A 12,991-nucleotide genomic window follows, 5' to 3' on the forward strand; every position below is an offset into this window, starting at 1 on the left:
GATTGACGCATGTTTGTTGATGTTACTGAACGATCTGTCATATTAGTTTATAATTTAGAGAATAGATACTAAAAGGAGTGGTGTTAAAATGGAAAAGGTCCTACCATTTTTAATGTTTCAAGATGGCAAAGCTGAAGAAGCTATGAATTTTTACACATCTCTTATTGAGGATTCCCGAATTACAGAAGTTGTTCGATATGGACCTAACGAAGCTGGGGAAGAAGGAACAGTGATGCAGGCTACTTTCACCTTAAAAGGTCAAGAATTTATGTGCATTGATAGTAATGTAAAACATCAGTTTTCCTTCACACCTTCGTTCTCCATATTTGTTACTTGTACTACGGAGGAAGAACTTGACCATGTTTATCAAAAACTCAACGAAGATGGACAAGCGCTTATGCCTTTAGACAATTATGGTTTCAGTAAAAAGTTTGGATGGGTTAATGATCGCTTTGGAGTTTCGTGGCAAGTAAATCTACCTAAATGACCTTACTAATCCCTGTTAATACCAATAATAAAACCAACCACGTGCATTAGTTGAACACATAAGGACGTAACATATTAGTCATAAAATATGTTATGTCTTTTCATTTTACTTTTTTAATTTAGGGTTTGATCATTTATTAGGAGTGAACAGATAAGAAATTCTTGACTCGCATACGTGCAACTTTATTCTCTCTATTAAAGGCTCGACAATAAAACAAGTTTTTTAACATGATTAAAAATAAATGTCAGCATGGACAAAATACATTGGTGTAACATGTTATAATGAAAAGACTGAATAGAATTATAGTGTAAAAAGTTAAAAAGGAGTAAACAAATGACTAATTGGGAAGAAAGAAGACACCTCGTGAAAATAGCTAATATGTACTATAACGATAACTGGACTCAAGAACAAATAGCTAAAAAGTTTTCTGTATCGAGACCTGTCATTTCGAAAGCTTTACAAAAAGCAAAACAAATCGGCATTATCAAAGTATTTATTAATGATAAAACATTTCATACAGTCAAGTTAGAAGAAAAATTGGAAGAAAAATACAATTTAAATGACGTCTTAATTGTACCAAGTTCGGATCAATCAGTTGAAATGACAACGCATGCAGTCGCAAAAGCGGGAGCAAACTATTTATCTAAAAATATGAAAGAAATAAAAAGTTTAGGTATTTCGTGGGGAGAAACGTTAACGGCATTAGTAAAAGAATATCCGTTTGAAATGCGTGAAAATGTTAAGATTGTCCCGCTTGAAGGTGGGATGGGGACAAAAAAAGTTGATATTCATGCAAATCAATTAGCATATGAGCTATCGAACCGGATGGGCGGAACGTGTACGTACTTATATGCGCCGGCAATCGTTGAATCAAAAGAGTTGTATGAACGATTAATTGGTATGGAAGATATCGAATTAGTTCTTAATGAATGTAAAAATGTAGATATGGCATTAATAGGAATCGGTAATCCTTATCATAACTCTACATTAGAGACGCTTGGATATATTCAAAATGAAGAGAAAGATTTAATGAGAGAAAAAGGGGTAGTCGGTGATTTAGGTTTTCGTTTTTTTGATGAAAGTGGGAGTCCATTAACTGATATTTTGGACAAACAAGTAATCGGTATTTCGTTAAATAGTTTAAAACAAATTAACAAAGTAGTAGCTGTCGTTTCAGGGGTAAACAAGGTAGATAGTTTACGGGCTGCACTCAAAGGTAAATTTATTGATGTTTTGATCACGGATCAAAAAACAGCTTCCATGCTTGATAAATTCGAATAATTTAATTGATCCTAATGTAACTTTAGCTTTTATTGCAAAGAGCTAAAGTCTTTTTTTATGCTTGAAATTGTAAAATATGTAAAAAGCGTTATGTATAGGAGAATGAATAGATAAAAAGTAGTGAAAAATGATTGAAACCAACAAATAAATATTGACAACTTTATGGGGAAGCGTTATCATTATTACAAAGGTAACATACCGAAACATATGTAATAAAATGATTTTTTTTAGTATCTCTATGCATAATAAGTAAATATAAAACGAAATTTGGAGACTAGATAAGCGAGGGGGGATAGGGATGAATTTTCAAAGTTTTTTTCATGAGAAGTTAGTCTTATTTGCAGATGTTAAAACAAAAGATGAACTTTTTGAGTTAATGTGTAATCGTTTGACCGAACATGGATATGTGAAAGAAAGCTACTTAGACGCAATAAAAAAGAGGGAAGTTGAGTATCCTACTGGATTGAAAGCTGAAGAACTTGGAGTAGCTATTCCTCATACAGATTCTGTACACGTCAACAAAGAGGCAATCAGTGTAGCGATATTAAATGAACCCGTTACATTTAATCATATGGGCATGGAAGATACGGAAGTAGAAGTTAAAGTTGTATTTATGTTAGCGATCCAAAAGCCAGATAATCAACTAGGGATATTACAAATAATCATCGGTATGATTCAAAATAAAGAAGTGTTGAATAAACTTTCTAATTGTAAAGATGAATCTGAAGTACTTGCAATTATTAAACAATATAGTGAAGAAAATGTGGATTAATTATTCGTTAGAAAAATGGTTGTTCATAATCTGAAAAAAGGTGGGAAAAGTAATGATTAAGGATGTCGTAGACTTTATTTTGGATCTTGGTCCTGCTGTAATGCTCCCTATCGTCATGATCATTTTTGGTTTATTATTGAAACAAGGCTTTAATAAATCATTTCGTGCTGGTATTACCATTGGTATAGGTTTTGTCGGTATTAATTTAGTTATTGGATTACTTATGGATGCACTTGGACCAGCTGCTACAGCAATGGTTGAAAGATTTAATTTGAATTTATCTATATTGGATGTTGGTTGGCCTGTAGGAGCAGCGATTTCTTTTGGAACAACACTTGCACCGATTATGATTCCGTTGATTGTTATATTGAACTTAGTGTTAGTTGCAATTAACTTTACGAAAACAATTAACGTTGATATTTGGAATTTTTGGCATTTAATTTTCTCAACTTCGATTGTGTATATTGCAACTGATAATGCTATTTTAGCTATATTAATTGGTCTCGTTATTACGGCGATTACATTAAAATTAGCAGATTGGACAGCACCAGCGGTAGAGCACCATTTTGGGTTAAAAGGTGTTTCATTAGCTCACTCAGAAACAGTTAACTTTGCACCAATTACGTACGCTTTAAATAAAGTGGAAGATAAAATTCCTGGCTTTAATAAACTTCATGCAGATCCAGAAACGTTAAGTAAACGTTTTGGGGTTTTTGGAGAACCACTTGTTATGGGGCTCGTTCTTGGGATTATTATCGGTATTCTCGGACAGTATGATTTAAAGGGAATTCTAACAATGGGAGTTCAAATGGCAGCTGTCCTGATTTTACTACCAAGAATGGTTGCACTATTAATGGAAGGACTTATTCCGATCTCTGAAGGTACGAGAGAATATGTAACAAAAAGATTTCCGGGAAAAGATATTTTCATCGGTCTGGATGCAGCAGTTGTGATTGGAAACCCTGCTAACATGGCGGTTGCGTTATTAATGGTACCAATTACAATTCTTTTAGCAGTAATTCTTCCTTGGAACCAAATGCTTCCTTTTGCAGACTTAGCAGTTCTACCGTTTACAGTGATTTGGGCTGTTGCCGCTTCAAGAGGTAATATTATTCGTGGTTTAATTAATGCGATTATTACTGTCATGATTGTTTTATTTATTGCGACAAACCTTGCTGAATTAACGACAACAATGGGACAAACTGTCGGATTTGCTATTCCAGAAGGGGCAAACTTAATCTCTGGGATTGATGTAGGATCACATATTTTAGTCTTTATCTTTATTAATTTGCTTGATCCGACTAATCCATTATTCTATGTTGCGATTGGGGTTGCTATCATTTATGCATTATTATGGTTCTGGGTTAGAAATGATATTAAAAAACAGTATGCGAAAGAAATGGGTATTGAAGATCAATTCAAAAAATAAAATGGGGTGGAAATGATGTCAAAAAGAATTTTAGTTGCATGTGGTACAGCAATTGCAACATCGACAGTTGTAGCTAAAAAAATTGAAGAGGTGCTAAAAGGAAAAGGTCATAATGTCTATATTGATCAATGTAAAGCTTCGGAAGCACCAGCAAAAGCGTCGAATTTTGATTTAATTGTAACAACAACTCCAATTGGAAATGTTGGCGATACACCTGTTATCCAAACAGTCTCTTTCCTATCAGGAATTGGAGTCGATGCAGACATTGAAAAAATTATGGATGTACTCGGACTAGAATGATTTTATAGCTGACAAAGATGAGTAACTCATTTTTGTCAGCTTATGTAGTTTTTTAGAAAGGATATGATTACATTGATATATAAATATCCTGTCACTAATTATTTAATGAATATATTGGTACCGATTTTTGTGATGGTTGGACTTATTATTTGGGCAATAACTGGAACAGTAAATGAAGGTTTGACACCATTGTATAAGCTCATATTTACTGTAGTGCCGATATTGTTATTTTTTGGGGTGCTTGGATTAAGTAATCCTAGTAAAGTCGAAGTAACAGATGAGAAGATCATATTTTCTGCGATTGGAATGTCCCATGTTTTTAACTGGAATGAAGTTCGCTCCCTTAAACTTAAAAATTACCATTATATTGGAAAAATGTATGTGCGGGTTGGTAATCCGACTTTTTTAAGAGGAAGGTACTGGATTTCAAGTAACATGAATGGTTATGTAGAGTTAATCAATATTTTATATGAAAAATCCCTAAAATTGCGTGTTCAAAAAGGAGGATAAAAAGGATCGAGCAGTTCGAGGCGGTGTAGCTTTGAGCAAATGTTTTAGCACGCCGGAAAAGTGGTCTTCTTTTCCAAGGAACGTAGCGTATGTATTTTAATACGTGAGTAGCGGAAAACCAAGCCAACAAAGAAATGCGAAGTGTCATTTTTACCGGATTTTTTGAACAACCCCTAAAACTTCACCAAGAAGAATATAAAGAACTAATAAAAAGGTAGGGTGAATTCAGATGAAAAAAGCAGTTTATTATGATGTGGATAATTTTAAATATGAAGATATCGGTGAATTAACGATCGGTTCAAAAGAAGTACTTTTAAAAATGGAGTCATGCGGTTTATGTGGGACAGATATTCATAAAGCTATTAGCAAGTCTGTTCCTACTCCAATTGTTCTTGGTCATGAGGTAGCAGGAACCATTGTTGAAGTAGGGGCAGAAGTTTCTGATTATCAAGTTGGGGATAGAGTATATCTTGCTCATCATGTTCCTTGTTTTTCATGTAAGCATTGCCGAAGAGGACATTATTCGCTTTGCCCCCAATTTACTGCTACAAACATTGATCCAGGTGGTTTTTCGGAATATATTCGTGTTCCAGAACTTCATGTAAAACATACGATGGGACTAATACCAGACGATATTAGTTTTGAAGAGGGAGCAATGGTTGAACCAATCGCTTGTTGTCTACACGGTTTTGATTTAATTCATTATTATCAAGGTGACAATGTACTCATTATGGGGGCAGGACAAATTGGTATTTTACAAACGCAAATTGCTAAACATTTGTTTGCCGATCAAGTAATCGTCAGCGATATAAATCCATATCGATTAGATAAAGCGCTAGAACTTGGTGCAGACCATGTCATTAAGGCAGATAAAGAAAATGTGAAAGAAAGAGTGAACGAAATAACGAACGGTCGAGGAGTAGATATCGTTATTATTTCATCAGGTATTGGATTTCTATTAGAGCAGGCGATGGAATGTGTATCCAGAGGAGGAACAATATTAGTCTTTGCTCCCTTTAAGAAAGAACCAATTACTATTCCCGCTCACCGTTTTTTTGAAGATGAAGTTTCCATTGTTGGCTCTTATTCTTCCACACCATATGATTATAAGCCTGCGTTAGAATTATTGAAAAAAGGAGTAATCCAAGTAGATAAGATGGTTACACATCGTTTTCCACTTTCCGAGTTGAAAGAAGCGATACAACTTGCTCATGATACGGAGAAGGAAGTACTTAAAGTAATGATTGAACCGAAAGGAAATTAAGATGGGAAATTACTTTCAACCTCAACAATGTTTTAACAATAAAGTCGTACTACTATTAAATGGGTTAGATCAAATTGGCGAAACTCTGATGAAACTTTATGATGAAGCAGGCGCAAAGGTTTATTATTTTAATCGTTCTGAAGAAAGTTTTACAAGGTACGAAATGTTTAAATTGTCCTCTACGCAGAATAAAAAGCTAGGAATGATCGATTTTCAAAGTAGCAATGTAGAGGAAGAACTTCGTCATTTAATGGATGGCGAAATAGAAAAAATCGATGTCTTTATCAATAATCTAGAACATAAAGTGGAAAAAGATTTATTAGACATTACACCACTTGAGTGGAATGACGGGCTATTTGTTAATTTGCATATTCCATTTATCGTTTTAAAAAGTTATACAACGTTTTTAGAGGCAAGTTCACAAGCTGTCATTATTCATTTAACTTCTCCTCATGCTATCCATGGTGGTAATGGAGAAGTCTCTTACGCTGCTTGTAAAAGTGCGCTTGAATCTTTTAATAAAGGTTTATCAAGGGCATTGGGTGCGCAAATTAGAGCAAACGGTGTTAGTTTCGACTCATTTCAAACATTACGTGACGAAAAGGCGAGCAGCGTAAATGGAGGAACTGTTCCTATTAAAAGTCAAGCTACGTTAAGTGATATAACAAATATTATTATGTTTTTATCTTCCTCACTAGCAACTTATATAAATGGACAGGTTTTATTAGTCGATGGAGGAAAGACATATTCATAAAAAACGATCCCTACATTAATCGGAGTGAAGAGTTCATGTCAGGAAAAACTATTTTGGTTGTTGGCGGTGCCGCTGGGATTGGAAAGGAATTTGTACGGAACCGGATAAAAAAAGGTGACAAAGTTGCATTTACAGACTTGAATGAAGATGCTGGTCTAGAACTTTTAAAAGAGGTAAATGGTGAAAAAGATCAAGCAATGTTTTTCCCTCATAATGTAACAAATTGGGAAAATACGAAAGCTGTAGTGGATAAAATAATGGACAAATTTGGTCAAATTGATGTGCTTGTCCATTCAGCTGGTATTACAAATCAGACTGCTTGGGATGATTTAACCTTTGAACAATGGCAAAAAACAATTGATATCAATTTAACAGGGTTATTTTATTCACTTAAAGCAGTAACACCTTATATGCTTGAAAAAAAAGCTGGAAATATTGTTATTATCGGCTCTGGATCTGCTATTACTGGATCAGGCGGTGGACTTCATTATGCAACTTCTAAAGGTGGAGCTTTCGGGTTGATGCGTGCAATTGCAAAAAAATATAGTCATCAAGGGCTTACTATTAATTTAGTTGCTCCACGGGTAATTGAAACGGATATGCTCAAGAAATTATATCCAACAGAAGAAAGCAAAAAAGCATTATTAGAAAAAATACCAGTGAAAAAATTTGGTACGCTAGAAGATACAACAAACGCGATAAATTTTCTCATTAGTGAAAAAGCAAAATATGTCCAAGGACAAGTATTGCTTCTTGATGGGGGAAGAACCTATTTATCATCATAAGAAGGAGAGAACAAGATGAAAAAAGTTTTAGTAGCAACAGGAACAAGTGTAAATAAAATGAACAGTGTTGCCGAAACAATTAAAAAGATGTGTGCAGATAAAAACGTCGAAGTAGATGTCGTAGCTAAAAACATATATGAAGTAAAGTTAGACGAGATCAATCCTGATGTTATTGTCTTATTAGGACCGAATAAATTAGAGACGCATATACCAATTATTGATGGTATTGCATTTATGACGACAATTGGAGTAGATCAAGTAATTGATGATATTATTAGCCATCTTTAATATGTTTGACAGATTTTTTAGTAGATAAGAAAGTATAAATCCTTTCTTATCTACTACATAAGAGCAACTAAAGCATTCGCTGTAAAGACTTGGTAAATAAATTAATCACTTATTTACATAAGCGCGGGCATCATCCCTGACATCGCCTGACGGCTATTTCAGGGAAGGCCGACTAAGAACAAGCTTTGCGCCTAACGTCGGCATACCCCTATTTAAGGGGCATGTTTTCTTTAGCGAATGCCGAGTTTTTTAAGGAGGATATGAATAATGACAGAACAAACATTTACAGTAATTACAGAAGAAGGGTTACATGCGCGCCCAGCGACTATTTTAGTGAAAAAAGCGAGTGAATTTCAGGCAGATATTAACCTTGTTTATCATGATAAAACAGTAAACTTAAAGTCCATTATGGGTGTAATGGCACTTGGAATCCCTCATGGTGCATCATTTAGTATTACTGTAAACGGAGAAGATGAAAAAGAGGGTCTGACAGCACTAGCGACGATTCTTAAAGACGAAGGAATAGCAGAATAATGAGAAACAAAATAAAAGGTATTTCCGCTTCAAGAGGGATAGCAATTGCAAGTCCCTATTTGCTAAAGAGTCCAGACTTGTCATTTGAGAAGCGAGAGATTGACGATGAGGAAAAAGAGTTAAAAAGATTTCATGGGGCAATTAATCAATCAAAAGTTGATTTATCTTCCATTCAGAAAAAGGTATCTGTAGAGGAAGCGAAGATTTTTGATGCACATCTCCTTTTATTAGAAGATCCTGAGTTAATTTCTGCAATAGAGACAAAGATAAAAGATGAGAAGAGCAATGCGGAAGCCGCTTTAGACGAAGTAATGACAACTTATATCGATATGTTTGAAGCATTAGATGATGAATACTTAAAAGAAAGAGCGGCAGATATAAAAGATATAATGAAACGAATTATGGCTCATTTATTAAATAAATGGTTACCAGATCTTAGTTTAATTAAAGACGAAGTGATTATCGTTGCTAAAGATTTAACACCATCGGAAACTGCTCAACTTGATATTCGTTATGTAAAAGGATTTGTAACAGATATTGGCGGAAAAACGTCTCACTCAGCTATTATGGCTAGAACGATGGGCATTCCGGCAGTTGTTGGTACTTCATTAGCGAGTGAGCATATTGGAGAAAATGATTTAGTCATTATTGATGGGGAACAAGGAGAAGTTTATATCAATCCGGATTCTGAAACAGTCAAATCATACGAAAAAAGAAGAGATGAAGATAAACAACATAAGGAAACGTTAAAACAATATATAGACCTTCCTACTGAACTAAAAGATGGTCATACAGTAAAATTAAATGCTAATATAGGATCTCCCTCAGATGTAAAGCAAGCGCTGGAAAATGGTGCAGAAGGAATTGGGCTTTATCGGACGGAATTTTTATATATGGAAAGTCATCAGGCCCCGACAGAAGAAGAGCAATTTGAAGCGTACAAAACAGTGCTCGAACAAATGGGGGACCGCCCAGTAACGGTGCGTACACTTGATATTGGTGGAGATAAGGAATTATCTTATTTACAGCTACCGAAAGAAGAGAATCCTTTTCTTGGTTTACGAGCCATTCGATATACATTAAAGGAAAAAGAATTATTTGCAACTCAACTACGCGCCTTACTTCGGGCAAGTGTCTATGGAACATTAAAAATTATGTTTCCGATGATCTCGACGATTGAGGAATTTATCATGGCTAAAAATATGTTACTAGCGGAAAAACAAAAGCTAGTGGTAGAAGGAATTTCCGTTAGCGACAATATTGATGTTGGCATTATGGTAGAAACTCCGTCTGTCATTATGTTAATGGAGCAATTTGCTCAAATAGCTGATTTCTTTAGTATTGGAACAAATGATCTAACACAATATACATTCGCTTGTGATAGAATGAATGAAAATGTATCCTATTTATATCAATCACATAACCCTGCTATATTCACGATGATCGCAAAAGTAGCTCAAGCAGCTAAAAAATATGGGAAAAAGGTAAGCGTCTGTGGGGAGCTTGCAAGCGATGATGTCGCCCAAGCAGTATTAGTTGGTCTTGGTGTGGAAGAATTATCAATGAATGCACCATCCATCTTGGGGTCACGTTTTTCCTTAATAAATCACGTCAAAGAAGATTTAGAAATACTTGCTTTAGAAGTAACAAAAATGAAAACACAAGAAGAGTTAATGAAACAAGTGAATAAATTTTTGACGCAAATTACTGTATAAAAAGGGGGAGAGTTCCTCCTTTTTTTGTATGGATTATATTTGATTTAACTTTTCACTTGGCAATGTCACGTTGGAACAGTTACGAGATAGTCGTTTAGCGTAAATGGGCTCAAGCTTGTAGCAAATTTCAAGCTACTTCCAAGAGCTATTTCCAAGTGAACTTGATCGATTTTTTTCCAATGACGAAATACAAGGTAGATGCTCCTTCATAGGAAGATATATAAAATATATCTTGTAATACGTTGTGCGAATACTTTGGCTGGTAAAGTTTACCCATCTTACGTTTTAGGTGCTACTTGTACATCGTTACACAAAGGACATGCAAGTACAAACGAGTAATCGCAAGTTCCACGACGCGTGTTTTTAGTTGAATGGACAATTGATCATCATTGACGGTGATGAAGATCGCGGTTCCTAGGACGTCGAAATTTTTAGCTGGTAGAGTACTTGTCCTTTTATTTCATTATAATATTGCTTTTTTACAAAGTATGATAGACTGAAGACAACCATATAATTTGATCACTAGGGGAGCTCTTGTAGCTGAGAAGAGGATACTCTGACCCTTTGAACCTGATGCAGGTAACACTGACGTAGGGAAGTGACTTAGTTGATGACTCTTTTTTATCAACAAGATCACTGTCCTAGTGATCTTTTTTAGTATAGAAAAGGAGTTGTTTCAACATGGAAATGAACGAACAGGTTGTATTAGTAACAGGATCGAGTAGGGGACTTGGTGCGGCAATAGCGAAAGCATTTGGGCAGGTAGGTGCAAAAGTGGTCGTGAATTATTTTTCAAGTAAAGAAAAGGCCGAAGAAGTTGTCGAGCAAATAGGGAATGATCAAGCAATTGCTCTAAAAGCGGACGTTCGTAACCAAACTGAAGTAAATAATATGTTTCAACATGCGAAAGATCATTTTGGTCAGCCGATTTCCACGATTGTAAATAATGCGCTAATTGACTTTACGTTCAATGGCGATGAAAGAAATAAACTAGATACCATTGGATGGGACGAGTTCCAAACACAATTAGATGGAAGTGTAAAAGCTGCTTTACATACACTACAAGCCGGGAGGAACGATATGGTGAAACAGCAGTTTGGAAGAATTATTAATATCGGAACAAACCTCGTGCAAAATCCAGTTGTTCCTTACCATGATTATAATACCGGAAAGGCCGCCCTCATAGGATTGACTCGTTCCATGGCGAAAGAATTAGGAGCAGATGGAATTGGTGTAAATATGGTTTCTGGTGGTTTACTCCGTAAAACGGATGCGAGTGCTGCAACTCCAGATGAAGTTTTCAATATAATCGAAGAAGGGACACCCCTTCAAAAAGTGACAACACCAGAAGATGTCGCTAATGCGATTTTATTTTTTGCTTCACCATGGAGTCGTGCAGTAACGGGGCAAAACTTAATTGTTGACGGTGGCTTAGTAATGAAATAAAGGTTTTGCATCTTTTTCTTTTACCTCGCTATCTGTAAACAAATTACAGATAGTGAGTTTTTATATTTAATTAAAAATATACGTGTATATACAATTTAGTTCCTTATTATACTTATCGCCTATAAGCCGACCCAAACAAAAACGTTTTTCGTTTAAAGGATGATACTTTCATTATATACTTTGTGGAGAGGTGATATTTTATGAAATTAAGCATACTTGATCAAGCGCCAATTTCGGCAGGGAAAACAGCACAAGAAGCATTACAGTCTTCTGTTAAGCTTGCTCAGCTTGGAGAAGAACTTGGCTATCATCGATACTGGATTGCAGAACATCATGATTTGTTTGGACTTGCTTGCCCAAATCCTGACGTAATGCTTGGTGTCATTGGGGCACAAACGAATACAATTAGAATTGGTGCTGGTGCTGTACTCCTACCATATTACAAACCATTTCGTGTAGCAGAAACATATCATTTGCTTGCAACACTGTTTCCAGGACGAATCGATTTAGGTATTGGTAGGGCCCCCGGCGGATCTGCTGAGGTTTCAATGGCACTTTCTGATAATTATTTGAAGCAAGTGAGAGAATATCCACAACAAATTGATGAATTAAATAACTTTTTTACACATAATTTCCCGAAAGATCATCCATATGGAAAAATAAAGCCGACACCTGTTCCACCTATCCCACTTCAAACTTGGTTGTTAGGAACGAGTGAAAAAAGTGCAGTTTTAGCTGCGGAAAAAGGATTAGATTATGCTTTCGGTCACTTTATGACAAATGCACAAGGTCCAGAAGTCGTTAAATTGTATCGGAAAAATTTTCGCAAGTTTCATGATTCGCATGGACGAGTCATTGTCGCTATGCATGTGATTTGTGCTGAAACTACTGAGAAGGCAGAAAAACTGGCGGAAAGTGTGTTACTTTGGAAAGTTTTACAAGAAAAAGTGACAGGACCACACAAGATACCATCCCGTGATACTGTGAAAAACTATTCGTTCACAACAAAGGAAAAAGAAAAAATAGATCAACTGAAGAAAAAAATGATCATTGGAAATCCCATCCAAGTAAAAGAAAAAATTATTGCTTTAAATACCCAATATGAAGCTAACGAAATAATGATCGTGACGATTACATATGATGAAGAAGCAAAGTTCATATCATATCGACTATTAGCAGAACAATTTAAAAATTGATGAAAGGATAAGCTTTTTTCAAAAGGAAATTATCCCTAACGTAAAAAAGAAATAATCAAGAACCGTAGGAACTACGGAGATAGCTTGGTGTATAAGAGAAACCACTGTGGGTAGTGTATGCCACCACTCTCAAATATGTTCTGTTCCCAAGAATCTCGTGACTTTAGTCATGAGATGTTCAAACGTGTTAAATCTTTGTTCATTATGAAAGGATTAGTGTATAATTACTT

14 protein-coding genes and 1 riboswitch are annotated in these 12,991 nt (G+C 35.3%); all 14 genes read left to right on the forward strand.

Annotation, left to right across the window (positions count from 1 at the left end; all coding sequences use genetic code 11):
- Window positions 1-88: 88 nt before the first annotated feature.
- The 14 genes from DFR56_RS00630 to DFR56_RS00695 all read left to right on the forward strand — a co-directional run bounded on the left by DFR56_RS00630 (window position 89) and on the right by DFR56_RS00695 (window position 12,761).
- A complete protein-coding gene (locus tag DFR56_RS00630; protein ID WP_110393494.1) occupies window positions 89-487 on the forward strand; it encodes a VOC family protein in 399 nt (132 codons plus the stop codon).
- 333 nt (window positions 488-820) lie between these two features.
- Window positions 821-1,768, forward strand: coding sequence for a sugar-binding transcriptional regulator (locus DFR56_RS00635; RefSeq protein WP_110393495.1), 948 nt, complete (start codon window positions 821-823; stop codon window positions 1,766-1,768).
- Window positions 1,769-2,066: 298 nt separating this feature from the next.
- Window positions 2,067-2,540, forward strand: a complete 474-nt coding sequence (locus DFR56_RS00640; RefSeq protein WP_110393496.1) for a PTS sugar transporter subunit IIA — start codon at window positions 2,067-2,069, stop codon at window positions 2,538-2,540.
- Between the two features lie 52 nt (window positions 2,541-2,592).
- The gene (locus tag DFR56_RS00645) at window positions 2,593-3,969 is read left to right on the forward strand and encodes a PTS galactitol transporter subunit IIC (protein ID WP_110393497.1); all 1,377 of its coding nucleotides are present in this window, start codon (window positions 2,593-2,595) and stop codon (window positions 3,967-3,969) included.
- Between the two features lie 15 nt (window positions 3,970-3,984).
- Window positions 3,985-4,269, forward strand: a complete 285-nt coding sequence (locus DFR56_RS00650) for a PTS sugar transporter subunit IIB (RefSeq protein ID WP_110393498.1) — start codon at window positions 3,985-3,987, stop codon at window positions 4,267-4,269.
- 72 nt (window positions 4,270-4,341) lie between these two features.
- Window positions 4,342-4,779 carry a hypothetical protein gene (locus tag DFR56_RS00655; protein ID WP_110393499.1) on the forward strand — a complete coding sequence of 146 codons (438 nt, stop codon included), beginning with the start codon at window positions 4,342-4,344 and terminating at the stop codon, window positions 4,777-4,779.
- A gap of 229 nt (window positions 4,780-5,008) precedes the next feature.
- On the forward strand, window positions 5,009-6,043 hold the full coding sequence (locus tag DFR56_RS00660) for an alcohol dehydrogenase catalytic domain-containing protein (protein WP_110393500.1): 1,035 nt from the start codon (window positions 5,009-5,011) through the stop codon (window positions 6,041-6,043).
- A gap of 1 nt (window position 6,044) precedes the next feature.
- Window positions 6,045-6,797: an SDR family NAD(P)-dependent oxidoreductase gene (locus tag DFR56_RS00665; RefSeq protein WP_110393501.1), complete on the forward strand. Its 753-nt coding sequence runs from the start codon at window positions 6,045-6,047 to the stop codon at window positions 6,795-6,797.
- A 35-nt stretch (window positions 6,798-6,832) separates the two neighbouring features.
- The gene (locus tag DFR56_RS00670; protein ID WP_110393502.1) at window positions 6,833-7,582 is read left to right on the forward strand and encodes an SDR family NAD(P)-dependent oxidoreductase; all 750 of its coding nucleotides are present in this window, start codon (window positions 6,833-6,835) and stop codon (window positions 7,580-7,582) included.
- Between the two features lie 15 nt (window positions 7,583-7,597).
- On the forward strand, window positions 7,598-7,870 hold the full coding sequence (locus tag DFR56_RS00675) for a PTS sugar transporter subunit IIB (protein ID WP_110393503.1): 273 nt from the start codon (window positions 7,598-7,600) through the stop codon (window positions 7,868-7,870).
- A gap of 267 nt (window positions 7,871-8,137) precedes the next feature.
- Complete coding sequence (locus DFR56_RS00680; RefSeq protein WP_110393504.1) at window positions 8,138-8,404, forward strand: phosphocarrier protein HPr; 267 nt, start codon at window positions 8,138-8,140, stop codon at window positions 8,402-8,404.
- On the forward strand, window positions 8,404-10,119 hold the full coding sequence (gene ptsP, locus DFR56_RS00685) for a phosphoenolpyruvate--protein phosphotransferase (protein WP_110393505.1): 1,716 nt from the start codon (window positions 8,404-8,406) through the stop codon (window positions 10,117-10,119). Before DFR56_RS00680 ends, ptsP begins: the two co-directional genes overlap by 1 nt.
- Window positions 10,120-10,633: 514 nt before the next feature.
- Window positions 10,634-10,733: riboswitch (TPP riboswitch) on the forward strand.
- 67 nt (window positions 10,734-10,800) lie between these two features.
- Window positions 10,801-11,565 carry a 3-oxoacyl-ACP reductase gene (locus DFR56_RS00690; RefSeq protein ID WP_110393506.1) on the forward strand — a complete coding sequence of 255 codons (765 nt, stop codon included), beginning with the start codon at window positions 10,801-10,803 and terminating at the stop codon, window positions 11,563-11,565.
- Window positions 11,566-11,765: 200 nt separating this feature from the next.
- Window positions 11,766-12,761, forward strand: a complete 996-nt coding sequence (locus DFR56_RS00695; RefSeq protein WP_110393507.1) for an LLM class flavin-dependent oxidoreductase — start codon at window positions 11,766-11,768, stop codon at window positions 12,759-12,761.
- Window positions 12,762-12,991 lie beyond the last annotated feature (230 nt).

Origin of the sequence: Pseudogracilibacillus auburnensis (assembly GCF_003201975.1) — a bacterium.
GTDB classification, from domain to species: Bacteria; Bacillota; Bacilli; order Bacillales; family Amphibacillaceae; genus Pseudogracilibacillus; species Pseudogracilibacillus auburnensis.